The organism is Rufibacter hautae, from assembly GCF_008271695.1.
In the GTDB taxonomy this organism is placed as follows: domain Bacteria; phylum Bacteroidota; class Bacteroidia; order Cytophagales; family Hymenobacteraceae; genus Nibribacter; species Nibribacter hautae.
Genome location: NZ_VKKY01000002.1, coordinates 116,977 through 138,748 on the forward strand (window position 1 = coordinate 116,977; position 21,772 = coordinate 138,748).

At 49.2% G+C, this 21,772-nt stretch carries 13 protein-coding genes; 7 read left to right on the forward strand and 6 right to left on the reverse strand.

Features of this window, described 5'->3' with window-relative positions; all coding sequences use genetic code 11:
- Positions 1 to 47 precede the first annotated feature (47 nt).
- Positions 48 to 1,295 carry a peroxiredoxin family protein gene (locus FOA19_RS09620; protein ID WP_149090628.1) on the reverse strand — a complete coding sequence of 416 codons (1,248 nt, stop codon included), beginning with the start codon at positions 1,293 to 1,295 and terminating at the stop codon, positions 48 to 50.
- A 153-nt stretch (positions 1,296 to 1,448) separates the two neighbouring features.
- Between FOA19_RS09620 and FOA19_RS09625 the strand changes: the two genes are divergently transcribed.
- A complete protein-coding gene (locus FOA19_RS09625) occupies positions 1,449 to 3,725 on the forward strand; it encodes an aconitate hydratase (RefSeq protein WP_149090629.1) in 2,277 nt (758 codons plus the stop codon).
- 103 nt (positions 3,726 to 3,828) lie between these two features.
- Here FOA19_RS09625 and FOA19_RS09630 read toward each other — a convergent pair whose 3' ends face one another.
- Positions 3,829 to 6,504 (reverse strand): S8 family serine peptidase, encoded by a 2,676-nt coding sequence (locus tag FOA19_RS09630; RefSeq protein WP_190300348.1) that lies wholly within the window; start codon positions 6,502 to 6,504, stop codon positions 3,829 to 3,831.
- Between the two features lie 721 nt (positions 6,505 to 7,225).
- Between FOA19_RS09630 and FOA19_RS09635 the strand changes: the two genes are divergently transcribed.
- Entirely contained in the window at positions 7,226 to 9,115 is a 1,890-nt protein-coding gene (locus FOA19_RS09635; protein ID WP_149090631.1) for a PAS domain S-box protein, read from the forward strand.
- Positions 9,084 to 9,494 carry a response regulator gene (locus FOA19_RS09640; RefSeq protein WP_149090632.1) on the forward strand — a complete coding sequence of 137 codons (411 nt, stop codon included), beginning with the start codon at positions 9,084 to 9,086 and terminating at the stop codon, positions 9,492 to 9,494. Before FOA19_RS09635 ends, FOA19_RS09640 begins: the two co-directional genes overlap by 32 nt.
- A gap of 155 nt (positions 9,495 to 9,649) precedes the next feature.
- Here FOA19_RS09640 and FOA19_RS09645 read toward each other — a convergent pair whose 3' ends face one another.
- Positions 9,650 to 9,946 carry a sll1863 family stress response protein gene (locus FOA19_RS09645; protein WP_149090633.1) on the reverse strand — a complete coding sequence of 99 codons (297 nt, stop codon included), beginning with the start codon at positions 9,944 to 9,946 and terminating at the stop codon, positions 9,650 to 9,652.
- Between the two features lie 342 nt (positions 9,947 to 10,288).
- Here FOA19_RS09645 and treF point away from each other — a divergent pair, with 342 nt between their 5' ends.
- The 4 genes from treF (at position 10,289) to FOA19_RS23545 (ending at position 16,570) form a co-directional block, all read left to right on the forward strand.
- Entirely contained in the window at positions 10,289 to 11,893 is a 1,605-nt protein-coding gene (gene treF / locus FOA19_RS09650) for an alpha,alpha-trehalase TreF (RefSeq protein ID WP_223808820.1), read from the forward strand.
- A gap of 313 nt (positions 11,894 to 12,206) precedes the next feature.
- On the forward strand, positions 12,207 to 12,578 hold the full coding sequence (locus FOA19_RS09655) for a response regulator (RefSeq protein WP_190300349.1): 372 nt from the start codon (positions 12,207 to 12,209) through the stop codon (positions 12,576 to 12,578).
- A gap of 581 nt (positions 12,579 to 13,159) precedes the next feature.
- Positions 13,160 to 15,715: a PAS domain S-box protein gene (locus FOA19_RS09660; RefSeq protein ID WP_223808940.1), complete on the forward strand. Its 2,556-nt coding sequence runs from the start codon at positions 13,160 to 13,162 to the stop codon at positions 15,713 to 15,715.
- Positions 15,716 to 15,955: 240 nt separating this feature from the next.
- On the forward strand, positions 15,956 to 16,570 hold the full coding sequence (locus FOA19_RS23545) for a YqaE/Pmp3 family membrane protein (protein ID WP_223808821.1): 615 nt from the start codon (positions 15,956 to 15,958) through the stop codon (positions 16,568 to 16,570).
- 167 nt (positions 16,571 to 16,737) lie between these two features.
- Here the strand turns inward: FOA19_RS23545 and FOA19_RS09670 are convergent, their stop codons facing one another.
- The 3 genes from FOA19_RS09670 to FOA19_RS09680 all read right to left on the reverse strand — a co-directional run bounded on the left by FOA19_RS09670 (position 16,738) and on the right by FOA19_RS09680 (position 21,677).
- Positions 16,738 to 17,151, reverse strand: coding sequence for a hypothetical protein (locus FOA19_RS09670; protein WP_149090636.1), 414 nt, complete (start codon positions 17,149 to 17,151; stop codon positions 16,738 to 16,740).
- A 414-nt stretch (positions 17,152 to 17,565) separates the two neighbouring features.
- Positions 17,566 to 20,391: a M16 family metallopeptidase gene (locus FOA19_RS09675; RefSeq protein ID WP_149090637.1), complete on the reverse strand. Its 2,826-nt coding sequence runs from the start codon at positions 20,389 to 20,391 to the stop codon at positions 17,566 to 17,568.
- A 296-nt stretch (positions 20,392 to 20,687) separates the two neighbouring features.
- Positions 20,688 to 21,677: a TIGR03885 family FMN-dependent LLM class oxidoreductase gene (locus FOA19_RS09680; protein ID WP_149090638.1), complete on the reverse strand. Its 990-nt coding sequence runs from the start codon at positions 21,675 to 21,677 to the stop codon at positions 20,688 to 20,690.
- Positions 21,678 to 21,772: the final 95 nt, after the last annotated feature.

Below are 21,772 nucleotides of genomic sequence, written 5' to 3' on the forward strand. Positions count from 1 at the left end.
GTTCAAGTCAGAACCGCGCCGTTTGTGTTTAGGGTAGCTGGAGAGAATTACTTCTCGGCTAGCAATTCATCAATGGTTTTGTTGAACTCCTGCACAAAATCCTCATAATACTTACCAGTGCCTGGGCCCGAGAAGCCTGTATGGATCTTGCGTACTTTTCCTGCTTTGTCAATGAAAATGGTAGTAGGGAAGGAGAGCACGTGGTTGAGAGCCGGCAGTGATTTGGCTACCAGTTCTTTGTCTTTTGTGCCACCAATCAATAAGGTGTACGGCACGTTCAGGCGGTCACGCATTTTCTCCACGCGTACTTTGGCTTTGTCAAACTCGGGGCTTACCTCGTAGCCAAGGCCTACCACCTCTACGCCACGGCTTTTGTTTTTCTCGTACCAGGGCGCCAGGAACTTGGTCTCATCCATGCAGTTGGGGCACCAAGACCCGAAAATCTGCGCCACCACTACCTTGCCTTTGAACTGCGGATCTGAAAGAGATACTTTCTTGCCGTTCAGATCCGGGAAGGAGAAATCCAGGCGATCATAGCCAGGTTTCAGGTAGGTCAGGGTTTCGGCGGAGGCCAGTTTGAAGTTCTCGTTGCGTTTGGCGGTCCAGGTCTCGTGGCCCGATTTGCCCGCGTAGAAATCTCCGGTCAAAGTGCCGTTCTCCTGACCGGTGGCGTGGAAGAGGAAGGCGTGGGCGCCGTCAAAGGCAGAAAGCTTCAGTTTGGCGCCGTCCACTTCGCCCTGCAGGTAGCGGTAGTCGCCGGTGTTGGTCAGGAAAGTGCCGGATAGGGAATTTCCTTTCTGCACAAACTCCCCAATGGCCGGATACGTTTTGCCGCCGTCCTCGGTAAAAGTCACTTCCCACTTGCCGGAAACGTCCAGAGTTGGTTTGGCGGGGTTTTGGGAAAAACGGGTCGAATTCCCCAACTCGGCCGTGAACGGCAGGCTGTAAGGCTCGGCCTGGTCTTTCCGTTCCCAGCGGCCCGAAAGCTGTCCATCTTGTACTTTGGCGATCAGCGCGGCGTCAAAAATGTGCATCTGCAACCGCACGCTGTCCTGCGCGGTGGAAATTTCATTAATCAAAATTTTCTCTTCTCCGTTAATGAGATGGGCAACCTGCTTTCCGCCTTCCTCAGAAACCGTGAAGTTGAAGGGCATTTCCTGGCCGCTTACCTCAATGATACCGCGGTAAGCGCCTGGGCTTAGTTCATCTGAGGCAGACGAGGAGCAGGCCTGAAAGCCCAAAGACGTTGAAACAAGGGCGAAAAAGGAATATCTGAAAAGGGAAATCTTGTTCATGCCGTAAAAGTACGGTGCCCGCTTGAATTTGCATATAGGTTAGGCAAAACCTTTGCAGGACGTGATATTTTAAAGCTTGTGTAAAAGTGTTCTGTTTGCGACATTTGTGCGCGACGTTAGTAGCACTGAACTTAAATAATACAAAGCAGATCTATGGCATTTGATGTAGACATGATCAAGGCGGTGTATGCGCAACTGGGCGACCGGATTGCGGCAGCACGTACGGCGGTTGGCCGGCCTTTAACTCAAACTGAGAAAATTCTTTACGCTCACTTATATAATGGTTCTGCAACGCAGGCGTATGAGCGGGGTAAGTCTTACGTTGACTTCGCGCCAGACCGCGTAGCCATGCAGGATGCCACGGCTCAGATGGCTTTGCTTCAGTTCATGCAGGCGGGCCGCCCTACGGTAGCCGTTCCTTCTTCGGTGCACTGCGACCACTTGATCCAGGCCCGCGTAGGTGCTGACCAGGATTTGGCCGAGGCGTATGCCGAAAACAAAGAGGTCTATGACTTCCTGGCCTCTGTGTCTAATAAATATGGTATCGGGTTCTGGAAGCCAGGTGCGGGGATCATCCACACCGTGGTATTTGAGAACTACGCCTTCCCGGGCGGAATGATGATCGGGACCGACTCCCACACGCCTAACGCAGGTGGTTTGGGAATGATCGCGATTGGTGTTGGCGGTGCCGATGCCGTGGACGTGATGGCCGGTATGGCTTGGGAACTGAAATTCCCGCGCGTGATTGGCGTAAAACTGACTGGCCGTTTAAGCGGTTGGGCAGCGCCGAAAGACATCATCCTGAAAGTGGCAGGTATCTTGACCGTAAAAGGTGGAACCGGTGCTATTGTGGAATACTTCGGCGAAGGAGCCGCTAACATCTCCTGCTCCGGTAAGTCCACCATCTGTAACATGGGTGCCGAGATTGGGGCTACCACCTCTGTGTTCGCCTATGATGAAACCATGGCCGATTACCTGAGAGGCACTGAGCGCGGTGAGATCGCTGAACTGGCGAGCCAGGTTGCCGAGCACCTGCGTGCTGATGAGGAAGTTTACGCTAACCCAGAGGCTTTCTACGACCAACTGATTGAGATCAACCTGGATGAGCTGGAGCCACACGTGAATGGTCCGTTCACCCCGGATGCTGCCTGGCCAATCTCTCAATTTGCCGCTGCCGTGCGTGAGCATAACTGGCCAGCCAAACTGGAAGTAGGTTTGATCGGGTCTTGCACCAACTCTTCTTATGAAGACCTTACCCGTGCCGCTTCCATCGCCAGACAAGCCGTTGATAAAGGCCTGGTGGCTAACGCAGAGTACACCATTACCCCAGGTTCTGAGGTGGTGCGTTACACTGCTGAGCGCGATGGTATCCTGGAGACGTTCTCTGAGATTGGAGGCGTGGTATTGGCGAATGCCTGTGGCCCGTGCATCGGGCAGTGGGCCCGTCACACCGACGATCCTAAGCGTAAGAACTCCATCATCACTTCCTTCAACCGTAACTTCGCCAAGCGGAACGACGGTAACCCTAACACACACGCGTTCGTGGCCTCGCCAGAAATCGTGACCGCCTTCGCTATAGCCGGTGACTTGACTTTCAACCCGTTGACCGATACGCTTACAAACAAGAATGGTGAGCAAGTGAAACTGGATGAGCCGCAGGGTATCCAATTCCCGGTAAATGGTTTCGCGGTGGAAGACGCTGGTTACGTAGCTCCGGCCGCTGATCCAAGCAGAGTAGAAGTAGTGGTGAACCCAGCGTCAGACCGTCTGCAACTGTTAGAAGGCTTCCAGCCTTGGAACGGACAAGACCTGATTGGTCTGCGCCTGTTGATCAAAGCCCAGGGTAAATGTACCACTGACCATATCTCTATGGCTGGTCCTTGGTTGAAATACCGTGGTCACTTGGACAACATCTCCAACAACATGCTCATTGGCGCTATCAACGCGTTCAACGGCGAAGCCAACAAGGTGAAGAACCTGGGGGTGCAAGGAGATGTCTATGACGAAGTTCCTAAAGTAGCCCGTACCTACAAAGCCGCTGGTGTTGGAACCGTGGTGGTAGGGGACGAGAACTACGGTGAAGGTTCTTCCCGTGAGCACGCCGCAATGGAGCCCCGTCACTTGGGTGTGAGAGTGGTTCTGGTGAAATCCTTCGCCCGTATTCACGAAACCAACCTAAAGAAGCAAGGCATGCTGGCGCTTACCTTCGCCAACAAAGAAGACTACGACAAGGTTGAGGAGAACGACACCATTGACATCCTTGGTTTGACTTCCTTCACGCCAGGTGTTCCGTTGCAGGTGAAATTAACGCACAAAGATGGGTCTACCTATACTTTTGAGGCGAACCATACTTACAACCAAGGTCAGATTGAGTGGTTTAAGGCTGGCTCAGCCCTTAACCTTATCCGTTTGCAGCAACAGCACACATAATTCAAAAATAAGCTTAAAACAGAAGAGGCGACCATTTGGTCGCCTCTTCTGTTTTAAGGAGTTTCGTTTAGGGCCTGCTTCTACAAAAACAAGCCCTAAACTTTTATTTTGAAAGTAAGAACTTCTGGGTAGAAACGCCCTTAGCCGATACAAAACGGAGGTAGTAAACGCCGGAGGCCAGATTAGAGAAATCAAAACTGATTTTGTCTTTTCTCTCGTAGCTTCCCTGCGGTGTCACCAAGCCTTTGCTGTCTACCAATTGCACGTTCACCAAGGATTGCTGCAAGGCCGGTGGCAAAGTAACGGTTATCTGTCCTTGCGATGGATTCGGGAACAGGGAAATGGCTTGGGCCTTCACCTGTCCGGGCGTGGAGGTCACGGTGCCTGAGTTCATGATCTGCTTGTATCGCAGAAGGGCGGCACTGGCATTTTTTCTGATTTCGGCCCTGGTCTGACCTGCTACCAATGCAAAGGCCACGGTGTCTGATTCTGTAGGCGCCAATGTTCTGATAGCGGAGGAGATAATGTAAGACACATCCTTACCTTCTGCTGTCCCAGCGCTTGCTCGCTGAATACCCCCGGACAGGGCCTGGTATTTTTCCTGGGTTGAGAAACCATCCGTCATGTTGATGTTCTCGGGCACCACGGTGTTGTCTAAGGCGTAAAAGCTTGGTGCGCCTGAAGTAAGAATCTGGATGCCTGCCCAAAGGCTGGTGTCTGTTTTATGCCGAACAATACCCAACTTCAGGTCTTTGTCCCACTCTGCCACGTTCTTAGAGGCCGAGATAATGTCCCAATCGGCAAATATGCCGGCATGCGCAGCAGCAATGGTGTCAGCGGAACGGTTCGTCAGGATATATTCCAGGACCACGAAGTCGCGGTTAGGAGCGTCTGCCCAGGCAAAGACGTTCTGCTGAATCCGCAGGCTTTTCTTTTTTGTGGTGGTAAGAGAGTCTTCCATCACATTGGAGGCATAGAAGTTGGCGTGGGGAGAGTTCTGTTTGCGCTGCAGGTTGCTGACGGCATAGAAATCGCGGTCTGTCATGCCTTTCTCGTTCCGGATATTATCAGATACCTGGGTGGCGGAATACCCAATCAGCAAACCTCCCTCGGCCAGCAAGGGAGCGCTGCCCCGGTAGATGACCCCTTTGCCCTGGCTGTAATCTAAACCGTTATAACCAATATTCCCCGCACTCATGGCAGAAACCGCTAAGTTGTTGACATCGGTAGTCAGGAAATCCTGGTTAAGGATTAGAGAAATGTATTGGTAATCGGTATAAGAGCCACTGGTGAAACCAAGGCGTAGGGTGACCTGAGTATTAGCGGGTGTGTTTGGCGCGATTTTGATTTTGAAGGGATTGGACTGGTTCTCGGCGCTAGCCAATGTACCCAGGCTTGGAATGGAAAAGCTCTCCTGTACCATTTGAAGGTAAGGGCTAGCCGATGAAATTGTAACCTTCAACCCAGAGACAGCACTTAAGTAATTGGTGAACTTTCCGGATAGGCTTATTACCTCGCTGGGCTCAAGTGCAGAAGAGCCTACCAGGTTCCAAGAGGTCATCCGGACAGAGATTGGGTTTTCATCGGTCAAGGCACGGTAAACGTTTAGCCTTCCTTTGCCCAGTTTCTCCTGGTAAGCTGCATTTCCTGGGAGCGAGTAGATATTGTCGGTGGTGGTCCTGAGGCGTTCCGCAATCTGCAGAGCGTTCAGCGTTGGGAAATAGCTTCTAAGTAAAGCTGCAGCTCCAGCCACAATTGGAGAAGCATACGAAGATCCTGTTCCATTGCCATAATTAGCGTCATTCCCATTGGAGGTTGAATAAACCCCTACGCCTAAGGCTCCTAAGTCTATGTTATGGCTGTAGGTGTTAGAAGCGCCTTTTACATCGTTTTTGTCTAAAGCGCCCACAGAAACCACATTCTGGTAAGAGGCTGGATAGAAATCCAGTTCAGCGTTGGTGTTTCCGGCCGCAGCCACTATCACCACATCCCGGTCTAAAACAGCATAGTTTATCACGTCCTGCTCAAATGCAGAAGGAAAGCTTACCCCACCCCATGATAAGTTGATGACTTTACAGCCATGATCTGCCGCATAAACAATAGCTTCATATCCTTTGAAAGAACCGGTAGGGGTAGACGCAAATATTTTAATGGGCATAAACTTGGCCTGGTACCCAACTCCTGTGATACCTAAATTGTTGTTGGCCTGAGCTGCCGCGATGCCGGTAACAAACGTGCCGTGGCCATTGGCATCTGCCGTAGGGTCATTATCGCCGTCTGCCAGGTCCCAACCCCTGAAATTGTCAACAAAGCCATCGCCATCATTGTCTATTCCGTCAATAGGGTCGTCGTAATTATATTTGAGGTTGTTTTTAAGGTCTTCGTGGGTAAGTCTTACACCCGTGTCAAGAATGCCAATCACTACGCTTGAGTCTCCCTTAGTTACATCCCAAGCCTGAAAAGCGTTTATTTTCTTTAGGTAATTCTGGGCACCTGAAACTGAGTCTGCTTTTGGGTCATTTGGAATGTGAAGCGGTTCGTGCAGATACAGCGGCTCTACATACTCTACCAGCCCTGTTCCTAGTAACTCTTTTTTTATCTGAGTAAAGGATTGGCCTGGATTGTATTTCAGTTCATAAATCAGGGAAAGGTCCACTGATTGCTTTTTGCTGCTCCTGGCAGCTGCGCCGGAGGAGGCAGGAAATTTCTGCTTCGCTTTGCCAGAAGCGACCCGTTGAACCACCTGCTGTACTGCAGAAGGGCCTGCACTTTTATTCATTGCCGTTGGTGCGGCAGATTTCAATTTATAGATGATTGTGTAAGGTTCTGTTCTTGGCATGTTTTGCGCCCAAGCACATGAACCCAAGGTAACCCCGCTAAGGAATAAAACCAGGGAAATTAGGTATAACCAGTATTTCATTGTATTAAAGGTATAATTTTTATCAAAGGCGTCGCAATTTTTTTTGTTTAAATTATTTTCCTTAAAAGCAAGTAATAATCTATTAGGGGAATGTACACATGATTACGCGGCCCTGAAAATTAAGGATATCCAATTTTATGAGTTTTAGTACTTTGTAGAATAATTAATACTATTTTGTTGGTATTTTTATAAATTAATCTTAACTCAGAGCCAAAAGCAAAATTAAAAATATTTAAAAAGCTGCTTTTTGAGCCTGTAAATACATTCTTGATTTATTTATATGGTTTAAACATGCTTTTCAGATGTTGAGGTGCCTTTAAAGGGTACTTGTTAAGGGGAATCATCGAAATACTAGAAGTACGAGAAGAGGAGTAGCGTAATGATTTAAAAGGTAGAGTGATATTTCTTGTACAAGAAGATTAATGCTGTTAATTTTAAAGGTGCATTTTCCCAGGCCCTAAACAGAAGATGGATGTGGGGTAAAGGGCTGTTTTACCTTTTGTATTTTGAGGGGTATCCAGAAGGCTTTCTACTCTCTGGTATCTTTGGTAGGTCTGATTGGAATGAAATTGTTTAAAACATGAGGCTGAATGCTGTAGAAGAAAAATTTTCGTCTATTCCAGAAGAGGACTACCGCCTGTTCTTTGATTGCAACCCCCTCCCTATGTGGGTGTTTGATACCGTTAGTCTTCAGTTCTTGATGGTCAACGCGGCTGCCGTAAAGTTATACGGGTATTCTGCGGAGGAATTTCTGACGATGACCATTAATGACATAAGGCCACAAAGCCAACGCTTGCAAGTATTACAGTTGGTCTCTAGCAAGAGAGATGTCCTGAACCATTCAGGGGAGTGGGTGCACCTAAAGAAGGACGGGACAGAGCTGTTTGTAGACATTGTCTCCCATGAGCTGGCGGCGATTGCCGGTAAACCCGCCAGGCGTTTGGTGGTGGCTCATGACATGACCACTCGGAAACTAGCAGAGCAGCAACTAGCCCAGGCAGAGCAATATGCCCGTTCCATTCTGAATAACATTGTAGAGGTGGTGTTCTCCTTTAATGACAAGATGGAGATGACCTATATAAGTCCCCAGTGCCAGGTTATTTTGGGGTACTCGCCGGAGCAATTCTATGCCGATAAATACCTTTGGTTTAACTTGGTGCATCCGCAGGACCGGGCGCTGTTTGAAGAGTCTTTGCCCAAGATAAAGGTATCCAGTCAGCAGTTCCAGTTAGAGTACAGGATAAAGGCTGTAACTGGGGAAGAAAAATGGCTTATTACCCGCTGTACCGCCCAGCTCAATGAACAAGGCCGTATGGTCAGGATTGATGGGAGCGCCAATGACATCACGCGCCGAAAAATGATGGAAGAGCGCCTGCGGTTTTCCGATTTCTCCATTGAGCGCGCCTCTGAGGCTTACCTTTGGGCCCGTGAAGATGGCAAGATCATGCGTGTGAACCGCGCGGCCTGCTACCTGTTGGGTTACCAAGAGGAGGAGTTGCTGGCCTTAAGGGTACTTGATATCACCCCAGGTATGGATGACCAGGAATGGCAACAGCGCTGGGCTGAGTTTCTGGGACAGAAAAGCCTTAATTTTGAGACGGTGCTAAAAGCCAAGAATGGACAGTTGCATCCGGTGGAGGTGCACCTTAACTATTTCAGTTTTGGACAGGAAACCTTCTGCTTCTCCTCCATCCGGCAGATCGCCGAAAGAAAGCAGGCAGAGGCAGAAAGGGCCAGCTTTCACCAAGAGATAGCCCGGCAGAATGAGCACCTGCGCCAGTTTGCCTACATCGTGTCACATAATTTGCGGGCTCCCGTGGCCAATATTGTGGGGTTGACTAAACTGTATAACCACCAGAACTTGGCAGATCCCATGAATGCAGTGCTTCTTGACAAACTGCAGCGCACCACCCATAACTTAGATGCCACCATCAAAGACCTGAACGATATCCTCACCATCAGGAGCGGTGCTGAAAAGGAGTTGGAGAACATAGATCTGGAGCGGGTATTCACTGAGGTGAAAGAAAGCCTGTCTGGCCAGTTAAGTAAATACGCTTCAAAGTTGGCGGTTGATTTCAGTGCCGGTAAGTGGGTGTTGGGGGTGAAAGGCTATGTGCACAGCATATTTTTGAACCTGATCACCAATGCAATAAAGTACCAATCAACAGACCGGTTCTTGGAAATCCATATTTATACCGTATTTTCAAACGGGTTTTTATGCCTCCAGATCCAGGATAATGGGTTGGGGATAGATTTAGAGAAACAAGGAGCAAAAATTTTTGGCTTGTACCGCCGTTTCCATCCGCATATTGAAGGTAAAGGCGTAGGTTTGCATATGATTAAAACCCAGGTAGAAACCATGGGCGGATGGGTTGAAGTAGAAAGTGCAGAATTGCAGGGATCCACATTCAAAGTATATTTTCAAGTAGCACCAAAAAATGACGAAATACCAGCGAGTCTTCTTAATTGATGATGACGAGATTCACAATTTTCTGTGTGAGAGTGTGATTAAGAGCCAGCAGTTTGCCGCAAAAGTGAACAGCTTTTTGTGGGCAGAAGAAGCGTTAGACGCCTTGAATGGTATGGTGAAAGATGCTCCCCAGGATTTCCCAGAAATCATTTTCCTTGATATCAACATGCCCGGCATGGACGGATGGGAATTCATTGAGGAATATAAGAAGCTGCCCCTTGAACTCACCGGCAAATGCCTGCTCTTCGTCCTTTCCTCGGCGGTTGACAAGAACGACATCACCCATGCCCGGAATCTCTCTGAGGTGAACGATTTCTTCTCAAAACCCCTTACCACCGACATTCTGCAGATCATTTCTGAGCAGTACTCAGAGCTTTAAGGGTGTTTGAAAGCCTAAAGCAGAAAGGAGGCGCAGTCTATGACTGCGCCTCCTTTCTGCTTTAGGCGAAGGTGCTTTCTTTTTCAAAGTTTAAGGATTAACCTCAAGGCCTTCGTCTGCAAGTATCATTTTAAGGCTGTTTTTAAGAAAACAGGCTAAAAGATCTTCTTGATGCCATCGGTAAGGTCGTCCAAGCCACGTTTGATGTCTTGCCAGGTGCTGTCGGTGGCTGTAGACGTGTCATTCAATTTCTGGGCAATCAAAGCGCGCTTGGCTTCTAGGGCGGCGATATGCTCATGGTAGGTATTCTGCGAATCTGCGGTAGTGGCGTGGGCCCGGCCCTGCAGGACCTTTATCTTAGCATCCAACTCCTCTAAACTTTTGCGGATTTCCTTTTCATTCAGGTGCTCGGGAGCCCGCATGTTCTCAGGTTTCAGGTTATAAGTATCCATAGTGGTAGGGTTAGTTGCTTGTAAGTACTTTCCTGAGCAGAAAATGTTTTGCCTAGAACCAAGTTGTGCCGTCTTTAAAGATCGGAATTGGCGTAAGTTGCTGTGAGTCTATCCAGTTACAAGTACTCGGTATAGGCTTAGGTTCTACAAATCTGAGAAGGGGAGGACTATCATAGGGAAGTAAAAAGAGTTGAAGTAGCTAGAGAGGTGTTCTGTTTTTGGTTTATTTTTCAGGAAACGGGCGCAAAAGCCCGATGTTTCCCGCCATGTCAGCTGTATCCTGGCATATACTTCCCTAGAGGCTTCTGCGTAAGAAGGGGAGACTTACCAATGGCTTCCCTCATGAAGAATATGCTTTCCTGTTCCCCGCGGGCGATTTCCAGAAACCTGTTTCTTTTATCTTTCTTCCTGTTTTGGGGTTGGTTTCACCCATGTCAGGCGCAATTCAGGCCGCAGGAGCAATTAGGTGAATTGTTCAAGGAGGTTCAGTTGGCACCCGTGTTCCCAGACTCCAAGACTTTCCCAGACTGTAGACCCTTGGCTCCGCCGGAGAAAATCCTCAAGGCATATGCCCAGAAGAAAGGCAAACCGGGGTTTGACCTGAAAGCCTTTGTGCTGCGCTATTTTGAGTTGCCGGTAGAACCTGCGAACCAATTCAAGTCCAATGCAGCCTTACCCGTGGCGCAGCACATTGAGCGTTTGTGGCCGGTGCTTACCCGCCAGCCCCTGGCAGAGCAGAGTTCCCTTATTCCGTTGCCCCACGCGTATGTGGTTCCCGGTGGGCGCTTCCGGGAAATCTATTACTGGGACAGTTATTTCACCATGTTAGGCCTGCAGGAAAGTGGCCAAGTGGAGCTCATCCAGAGCATGGTAGACAATTTTACCTATCTTATCAATACTTTGGGCCATATCCCCAATGGGAACCGAAGCTATTACGTGAGCAGATCGCAGCCGCCTTTCTATGCCCTCATGCTGCGCATCCTAGCCCAGGAGAAAGGTCCCGAGGTCCTGAAAACCTATGAACCCGCCCTCCGGAAAGAGTACGACTTCTGGATGAATGGCCAAGGAACGCTCACCCCCGGGAAGCCGACGCACAGGCGAGTGGTCAGAATGCCCGACGGAAGCCTTTTGAACCGGTACTGGGACGATGACCCGTCTCCCCGGCCCGAGGCATATAAGGAAGACGTGGAAGTGGCTCGCACCTCCGGCAGAAGCCACCCAGAGGTATACCGCGATATCAGGGCCGCGGCCGAGTCTGGCTGGGATTTCAGCACCCGATGGTTTAAGGACGGGAAGTCGCTGCAAACTATCAGAACCACCCAGTTGATTCCCGTGGATTTGAACGCCCTGCTTTACCACATGGAGCTTACCCTAGCCCAAATGGCGCACCTGCAGCAAAACAAGACCCAGGAGAAGCTTTACCGGCAAAAGGCCCAGCAGCGGAAAAAAGCCCTCCTGCGCTACTGCTGGAACCCCGAAGACCGGTTTTTCTATGACTACGACTTCATCAACCAAAAGACGACCGATATTCCTACTCTAGCCTCTGTAACGCCTTTGTTCTTCTGCATGGCTACCAAAGCCCAGGCAAAAGCGGTAGCCCAGCGGCTGCAACGTGATTTCCTGCGACAAGGGGGATTGACCACCACATTAACCACCTCGGGGCAGCAGTGGGATGCGCCCAACGGGTGGGCTCCCTTGCAGTGGATGAGCATCCAAGGTTTGCGCGCCTATGGCCAAGAGGATCTGGCCAACACCATTGCCGACCGTTGGATCAAGCAAAACACACAGGTCTACGAACTCACGGGCAAGCTCACCGAGAAATACAATGTAGAAAAGCCCGGTGCCGAAGGCGGCGGCGGAGAGTACCCCAACCAAGACGGCTTCGGGTGGACAAATGGCGTACTGCTAAAACTGCTCAAGAAGCAGCAAACTCCAGCAAGGAAGTAAGCGGACAGTGTCTTACAGTTTTGAGGCTGTTTTAGGAGAATTGATGGTAAATCAATAAGGGCGAGAAATCCAATTTCTGTTCTTCATTTTGAGTGGCAGCTTTTCAAGGAGTTGATGAGGTAGGGTGGAAGGGCAATTTCCGGAGGCATTTTGCAGGTAAAAATGTAGCAAGAATGGAAGACCACACGGTTTTTTCCAATTTCAGGCAAATTCTTATCAAGCTCATAAGTATTTATTCAGGGTTTTGCCGTTATTTTACTGAGACAAAGTCCCCACCCTGAAATAGAGTACAGTGAAGAGAATTAAATCAATCTTGCTAATTGAGGATGACGAGATAACTAATTTCCTTAACCAAACCGTTATTGAAGAAACTGGAGTTGCCGAGGAAATCATCGTTGCTTTGAATGGGTTGGAGGGGCTGTCTTATCTCCAGAGTCTCAAGAACCCAGCTGATTTTCCATCTTTGATTCTGCTAGACATCAACATGCCGGTGTTAGATGGTTTTTCTTTTATGGAAGAGTACCACAGGTTGCCATTGGTAGAGGAGAGCTCCACCAAAATTGTAGTGCTGTCTACCTCGTCAAATGCCTCGGATATGAACCAGATGCGGTCACTAGGCATTACCACTTGCCTGCAAAAACCCCTAAACGAAGCCGATTTCAGGAAAGTAGTAGCAGAATTATAATCTATTTTAAGTTGGTTTCCTGAGTATTTTTGCCCCGATAATCAGAAAAAAACAAAAAACAAAATTGAAAGGACCTCTGATAAAGGCTAAAGGAGTAAGTTAATCTTACTCGGGCTTATCAGAGGTCTTTTCGTTGCCGAATTACTGGGCATTTCATGTCAAGTGCATAAACCCTATTTCTTACTGTCTTAAAACTATATTTCCCTCGAAAATTGTAGAGGTGCAAGGTTCTATTCTTAGTTCACATAAATACACAATTGGTTCATTTTCAATGATCTCTTACTTCAATTTTAATCAGGAGGCCAGTCATTCTGCCTACTTTGCAGATTTTAGGTGAACAGAATCCTTAAAAGATCATATTATTAAATTGTTAAGTAGGCAGCCGTAATTTTATTTTAATCCTCTTATTAAGCCTCGTTAAATACGCTATAGTGCTTATTCGGAATTAAATTGTATAATTTCTTATTAATTGCTTTGTTGTTGAGATAATGATATTTAAAGATTTAAAATGATGTAAATTGCATCACAGAAATTACTTGAAACCGCAAGACGTGAGATCTAATAAAGTGGAGGTGACAAAAGTGCAATGGGACCAAAAAATTATAGAGAATTTAATTAGCGTCTCATCTGACCTTCTGTGTGTAATTGATGAAGTTGGGAAGTATGTTTATGTAAGTGCCAGTAGTAAAGAAATATTGGGTTATGCGCCTGAGGAGTTGCTGGAAAAGCACTTCATTGATTTTGTTGCACCCAATGATAAAGCCTTAACGTGGGAGACGCATGAAACGGTCTTCAACGGAACCCCAATCAAGAATTTCTATAACCATTATCTGCATAAAAGCGGCACCACAGTGCCCTTGTCCTGGTCCGCAGTTTGGTCTGAAGAAGAGCGGGTCATTTACTGCCTTGGGAGAGATGCAGCTGACCTAAGGTTGGCCCAGCAAAAGCTGGCGCAAAAAGACGAGTTCCACAGCACCTTGCTGCAACATGGCTCAGACATGCTAGGCCTGCTGAATGAGGTAGGGGAATACATCTACGTAGGTGGGGCTGTTTCAAGGCTGTTGAACTATGAGCCGGGGCAATTGATTGGCTGCAATGTGTTTGATCTCATTCACCCAGATGATGTGCCTTTGGCTGGTGAAGCTTTGGCAAAGATTCTAAGGCAAGAAGTGGTCCAGGTGCCTGATTTAAGGTTCAAGAATGCCCATGGAGAGTGGCGCTGGATTGAAGCCATCGTCAGTAATCAGTTGGAAAACCCTTCGGTCAATGCCTTGGTGGTTAGCTCCAGAGATATCACCGAAAGAAAAGAAGCCTCGTTGAGGCTAGCGGAGAGTGAGTATCGGTTCAGGTCCTTGTTTGAGAACAACCCAGACAATGCTACCTATGAAAACCGCGAAGGGGTGATTTTAGATGCAAACCCTACGTTCCTCTCCTGTGTAGGCCTTCCTCTGGAAGAGGTAGTTTCCAAAAAAATCATTGATTTCCTTCCGCCTGAGGTAGGGCCGTTGTGCGATGAAAACCTGGAAAGGGCTTTCCGGGGAGAGAAAATCAACTTCACAATTGAGATCCCCAAACCGAATGACAAGGTAGTGCGCCTCAACATCACCAAAATACCGGTGGTTGTGAATGGCGAAGTAATTGGGGTGCATTCCATTGCCAAAGACGTGACAGAAGTATCTGTCGCCCATACCATAATTGAAAAACAAGCGGAGACCCTGCAGACCATTTTTGAGAGCATTACAGATGCCTTTTTCATGTTGGGCAAAGACTGGCGCTTTAAGTTGGTCAACGGCGAATTTGAGCGGGTGCTTGGGCTTAAAAGAGATGAATGCCTGGGCAAAACCATCTGGGAGGTCTTCCCGGAACTAATCAACGGGGAATTCTACAAGTACTACAAGCAGGCCATCTCCACCGGGCAGGCCGTTAAATTCGAGTCCTTCCTGCAGTTGTCTAAAATTTGGCTGGAGGTAAAAGCTTTCCCTTCAGAGGAAGGGCTTTCGGTGTACTTCTCAGACATCACAGAGAATGTTTTGGCCCAGGAGGAGCGGGAGAAACTGTCCTTGGTGGCCAGTAAGATCTCCAACGGGGTTATTATCACAACTCCCAAGGGCAAGATTGAGTGGGTGAACAACGCGTTCACGCGCAATACAGGCTATACCTTTGACGAGGCCAAAGGTCAGAACCTGGCAACCTTCCTGGAAGGCCTCGAGACTGACCAGGAGAAAGGCCAAGAAATCACCGAGAAGCTGAAGAAGGGCATTCCCTTCAACATCATGGTGCTCCATTACAAGAAATCAGGCGAGAAGGTGTGGATTTCCATGGACTTTACGCCCATCCTCACCGATGACGGCCAAGTCTCGCAGCACATCGTCATTCAGAAAGACATTACTTTCAGGAAAGCGGCCGAAGAACGCCACTTGGAAATGACCCGTGATTTGTACCGTCAGAACCGCGACCTGCAGCAATTTACGTACATTGTGTCGCACAACCTGCGGGCACCGGTAGCCAACGCCATGGGCTTGGCTGATTTCCTGACCAAGCTGGACAAGCAGTCGGCTATGTATGATACTTCACTGGCGCACCTTAAGACAAGCGTGTTCAAGCTAGACACCGTTTTGCGCGACCTTAACATGATTCTTTCGCTGAGAGACCAGCAGGACATCTTGGAAAGGGAGATGGTTACTCTTGCCGATGTCTTTGAGCAGGTCCGGCTGTATTTCATGGAATCTTTGGCGCACCATAAAGGGGAGATTGTGGCGGATATCTCGCCAGACGTGAAAATAAAAACCAACAGGGCCTACCTCTACAGCATTTTCTACAACCTTCTCTCTAACGCCATTAAGTACCGGTCTGAGGCCAGGACACTGCGGGTAGAGATTAGTTGCCAGGTGTGCTCCTCCGGCGGACTAGAGATTCACTTTGCCGACAACGGCTCGGGCTTTGATATGGAAAAGGCGGGCAATAATGTCTTCAAGCTGTACAAGCGTTTCCATAACAATAAAAAGGGAAGGGGAATGGGCCTGTTCCTGGTGAAAACCCACGTGGAAAGCATGGGCGGCACCATTGAAATGAAAAGCAAGCTAAATGAGGGCACCCGGGTTGAGATTCATATTCCGGGAGAAATCGCTGCCAATTAATCCAGGTACGTGCGATTCAAGGCTGATTTTGTAAAATCAGCCTTGAATCGCATAGGCTTTTTAAAGGACTTGTTAGTTGGATTTGCCTTTGAAGTTTTAGTATTTATAACAAAGTTTAGACAAGTATAGTATTAAAGAAGGTGCGCAATAAGTGTACTGACTTTTCCAGATAGCTGCGGTGCGGCTGGCTGAAAAAAGGAACCTTATTCAACTATTTTTCCACCCCTAATTCTTTGTACTATGAAGTTAAAAATTCTACTGCAGTTTGTATTTGTGGCCGTAGTAGGCCAGTTTCTTTTTTCCTGTAGCTCTGCTGAATATTACCGTTTCGCCTCTGTAAAACCAGAGACCTACCAGAAATCTGTTGCGAAAACTACCCCGGCAGATGCGACTGAGGAAACCACGCCAGCGACAGCCCCCGCAACCCTTACCATTGCGGAGGAGCCAACTGTAGCCGTAGAAGCTGAACCAGTATTGGAAGCCTCTACCAAAGCCCCAGCACCGGTTTTGTTTGAAACCAAGAAAGTAGCCGTGGAGAAAACCGCTGTGAAAACAACTGCCCCGTTGGTTATAATGGATGAGAAGGCCGTGCTGGAAATAGCTAAAAGCAAAATATCTAGCATGAGCAAGGCGGAGAAAAAGGCCTTCAAAAAAGAAGTTAAGAACTCTTTGAGAGATGCCAAAGAAGCCTCTGATATAGTGGAAATTCTGTTGGCTATTTTCATTCCGCCGCTGGGTGTTTTCTTGCACGAAGGAGAAGTGAACAGCAGATTCTGGATCAGTCTTTTGCTTACCCTGCTGTTCTTCTTGCCTGGGGTAATTTATGCCTTATTGGTAGTAACAGACACCATTTAACCCCGAAATTTCCTCTATAAGCCAAACAGAAAGGCCCTGGTCATTTGACTAGGGCCTTTCTGTTTGGCTTATACCCTTCACATTTGGTTTTCTGTTTGTTTTCCTTAAAAGAGGTTTGAAATCAAGATGAATGGGAAAGTGCGGTTATGCCTTTTTCACAGGTAGTATCAAGAGATATCTTTGAGCCAGGTCATTGCCTGGGCACGGTCTGTGAAGTTCTGCATCTGATAATGCAGGTCCAGGCTATGTTGAATCCTGAACAGGTTTTCATCTGCGGCGGTTTCCCTCCTTAAATCAGTGGAGGCAATTCGGGCTACTTTCCGGAGGCGGGTGGCATTGAATTCCTGGGCTATCTTCAGCAACAGGGTAGCATTTTCCTCGTCTGAAATAGTGACAGAGGCTTTGCTGCCGTCTACCAATAGGTTCTTTACATCGTAATCCCTGACAGTTTCAACCAACGCCTGCAAAGCTTGCTTGGTTTCGGGAAGGTAGGAGGGAGTCAGATCTGGCCAATCCATTTCCAGGATGTCCGTGGCCGGATCATACGTAAGCTGGAGAATACTGTCCTGGTAGAGAAGCATAGGTAGCAGCCGTTAAATAGGACATAGATATAATCAAATATACTATTTATTTGGTAGCCATAACACAACTATTTCATTTATATTAAACACTGGCAAATCAAGGTTAAGCTTGATAAAAGCGGCTCAATGGGGAGGGCCATAGTCTCCTCCTAATCCTTTCCAATTTCTAATAGGTCCTTTGGTTTGGAAACAATTGGTCCCTTCGACTTCAATCTTCCATTTAAAGCAGGCTACTGAAATCTGGGAAATCAGCCTTTTGTTTTAGGTGCAATTTGATCAAACAAGCCACAAAACAGGTCTGTAAACCTAAGGATCATTCTTGGGCTTTTAAAGTAGATGTAAGAAATCGGCCCTAAAACAAAAGCCCCTCCGGGAAAACCAGAAGGGGCTGCTGTTCAAGAATAAAGAAGAGTCCTAATTCAGAAGAACCGGTTTCCCGAAGCCTAATTGCTCCAGTTTCTTCAGTTGGGTAGCGGCATCGCCGACCACCAGATAATACATTTTATTGGGGTTCACGTACTGTTGCGCCAGCGTTTTGATTCTGTCCAAGGTCATGCCTTGTACCTGAGCTTCGCGCTGTTTGGCGTAATCCAGGGGAAGTCCGTACGTGCTGATGTTGTTCAGGAGCCCCAGTTTGGCGGCCATGGTCTCAAAGGCCCGGGCGTTGCTTTTCACCAGAAAGCCCTTGGTCACTTCCAGGTCCTGGGCAGAGTACCCCGGTCCGTAATTCTGCAGGATCTGCTTGATGAGATCGGCCGCCTCAAAGGTGATGTTGGACCGCACGCCGCTCTGGATCACGAATGGACCCGGCAAGGCAGAACCCGAGAAAGAAGAACTGATGCCGTACGTATAGCCTTTGCCTTCCCGCAATTGCTGGGTTAGCTGCGAAGCAAAGCCGCCGCCCCCCAAAATGTAGTTCATCACCTGAGCGGGGTAGAAGTCTGGGTGCATCACGGGCAAGGCCAGGTACCCAAACCGCAACACGCTCTGCTTAGCCCCGGGCACATCATAGAAATACACAGTTGACGCAGCGGGCACTGCTGGAGTCGTGTACTGCGGCAAGCGCACCTCTTTGGCTTTCCAGTTATGGTTCAGGCCAGCCAATGAATTCATAACCTCCTGCTGGTCTACAGCCCCCACCACCTGAAACGCCGCCACCGAAGGTGAAAGGTTAGCGTGGTAGTAGCTCTGCAGGTCTGCCAGCGTAATGGCCTTCAGAGAAGCCTCTGAGCCTAGGATATTGCGCGACAGGATGTGGTCTTTGCCGTACAGCACTTTCCGGAAATTGATATCGGCTATGGAGTTGGGGTTGGCTTTCTGCTGTTTCAACTGACTTTCTACTTGCTGCTTGGCCAGCTTGAATTCCTGCTCATCCCAGCGCGGCTCCAGCAGGATCTCCTGCACCAGCGCCATTGTCGGAACGAAATTACGCGCCAGGGTACGGCCACTGAGGGTGAAGCTTTCCTCGCCGGCATTGATGCTGATAGAAGCGCCCAACGCTTCCATGGCTTCTTCCAGTTCCTGGGTTGTTTTGGTTTTGGTGCCTTTCAGCAGCAGTTCAGACAACAGGTTAGAGACCCCCACCTTAGAAGAATCTTCCAGCAGCAAGCCTCCGTTCAGGCGCAGGTTGAACATCACCAATGGCACCTCGCGATCCGTGATGCCCAGCGTTTTCAGGCCGTTTTCCAGTTTTCCTTCCCAAACGGAAGGTACTTTGGTCTCGGGGGCTTTGCCGTGGGGCGGCTCCACGGTTCGGTCAAAGCTGGACGGCGTGCGCGGGTAAGAGGCTTTGGCTGAGGCATCGAATTTCTCCTCAGCGCCTTCCACTATTTTCTCTTCTGCCACGCTGGCTTTCTGCGAGCCTTTCAGGGCTAGATGGACTTGGCTTTGAGGTACGAAACTGGTCACCACATAGGGTTTGCCTTTGAGGTATTGGCGGTATACGCGCATAACATCCTCGCGGGTCACGGCCAGCATGTTCTGGATGTCTTTGCTGATGAAGCCCGGGTCACCCGCGAAGATTTGGTATTGCGCCAGTTGGAACCCTTTGCCCTGCACACTGGACAAGCCGTTGTAGAAACCAACCTCCTGCTGCGTTTTGATGCGGCTCAGGTCGGCATCGGAGAAGCCTTCCTTCTCGAAACGCTGGAAAGCCTCTTCTACGGCCGCATGGATTTGGTTCAGGTCCACTTTTTCATAGCCCCTGATGCTCACCATGAACTGTCCGGCCAACTCGGCGCTGTTCTGGTACATGTTCACCCGTCCGGCTAATTGTTTCTCGTCCACAATCAATTTGTTGAACGGCGCCTTCTTGCCGTCAGATAGCAAAGTGGCCAGGGTTCTGAGGGCATAGGAGTCTTTGTGGTAGATATACACGCTTGGCCAGGCCATGGTGAGTTCGGGCAGGCGCGCGAAGTTATCCTCGTGGTACAGTTTTTTGGTTTGGGCCAACACCACCGGCTTCTTTTCCAGCGCCGGGATGTTCTGGCCTTTCTTGATCTCTCCGAAGTACTTCTGCACCCAGGCTTTGGCCTGCGCCGGGTCAAAGTCTCCCGACACCACCAAGGTTACATTATTGGGCACGTACCAGCGGCGGTAGAATTCCTTCACGTCTTCCAGGGTGGCGTTCTGCAGGTCCTCCAGTGACCCGATTACCTGCCAATGATACGGATGGTCTTTGGGGTAGAGGTTCTGGTCAATCACGTAGGAGGTGTGGCCGTAAGGGGCGTTGTCATTGCTCTGCCGCTTTTCGTTTTTCACCACCTGTTTTTCCTTGGCCAGCACCTGGTCGGTGACGGTATTGATGAAGAAGCCCAGTTTGTCGGCTTCGGCCCAGATCATCTTCTCTAGCGCATCATTAGGCACGGTCTGGTAGTAGTTTGTACGGTCGCGGTTGGTGGAGCCGTTGGCACCGGAACCGCCAATGCGGGCACTCATCTTGTCCAGACCACCTTTGCCCAGGTTCTCAGACTCCAGGAACAGCAGGTGTTCAAACAAGTGCGCGAAACCGGTACGGCCCTCTTTCTCTCGCGCAGAGCCCACGTGGCTCGTGAGCGCCACGGCCACCACCGGATCAGATTTGTCAACATGAAAGACCACGGTTAACCCATTGTCTAGGGTGAACTGATCATAACCCACCTGAAAGGATTGGTTCTCGGTTTTAGACTTGCTTTGCCGTTGGCAGGAAAGCAGCGCTAGGGAAAAGAAAAAAAGAAACGAAATAGATCTGTTAAATCGCATGAAAGGAAATGTCTTCTGATGGTTTTGTGATTGGGAAATAGCAGCAAGGTGCCTGCATTATAGATACCTTATCATAGCAAAGGTAACGCTGCAATCAACACAGTGAACATATTGGTTTTAGAGGGGAATAGGTAAGCCGAAAAGAGCCGATGTTAGGAGCATTTTTGGCCTCGTTTTCAGCAAATAGGCTAAAAACTTAATTTCTTATAGGGCGCTTTTATGCACAAGACGAGTGTTCTCTTTCCAATCTTAAAGGAAGAAAACACCCGTCTCAAGGGTTTGATAGGAGGGAAGCTCTAAACTCTTTCCGCTATTTTCTGGAGTTCAGGCAGCACCCGCTCCCCGAAGAACGCTATGTATTGTTCCTGCTGCAGGTTTACGTTGTGCAGGTGCAGGTGCGTAAAGCCTAGTTCCATATCTTTGGCCAGCCAATCTACATGCTCCTGGGCACTGTCTGAGATCCTGACCGCAGGTTCCAACTCATCTGGTTTCACCATGCTGCCGGCGGCATCAAAGCCTTTCACCGTGGGAATGTCTGAGAGCAGGGCCGAAGGGAAGACGTTGTTTTTCCACTGTTCATGCGCGCCCTGACGGGCTTTCTCCTTGGTAGTGTCATAGGACAGCTGCACCTTCAGGTGCATGGGTTTGCCCTCGCCGCCGCCTTTGTGGAACGCCTCTACCACTTCCTTTAACTTATCAGGCGAATTGGAAATCGTAATCAGGCCATCGGCCCAGCTGCCTACCCACTCGGCGGTTTCCGGGGTGATGGCGGCTCCGAATACCGGCGGAATGTAATCCGGCAGGGTGTAAAGTTTGGCGTATTCCACCTCCACCAGGCCTTTGTGGGTTACGGTTTCGCCGCGCCAGAGTGCCCGCATAATGTCCACGCAGAGTTTCAGGCGGTCATTGCGGTCCTGCTTTCCTGGCCACTTCTGCCCGGTAATACGCTCGTTCAGGAACTGTCCGCTGCCGGCGGCAATGAAGAACCGGTGGGGGAACATCTCGCACAAGGTAGCCACCTTCTGCGCCGCAATGGCCGGATGGTAACGCTGTCCCGGCGCCGACACCACCCCGAAAGGAAGTGAAGTGGCTTGCATCGCGGCTCCCAACCAACTCCAGGCATATCCGCTCTCGCCCTGGTTCTCGCTCCAGGGATAGAAATGATCAGAAGAAAGCGCATTCCCGAATCCGGCTTGCTCGGCTTGCTGCACTAAGTTTAATAAATGGCTTGGCTTGAACTGCTCATGCGAGCAGTGGTACCCGAAAGAAAAGTCTTTATTTCCCATGTGGCTGCTTTTTCATGTAGATGTAAGGAGAGAGGCTATGCCTTAATGCCACCAGGGCTTACTAATTTAACCCCTTGATAATTCTAAACCTTCCG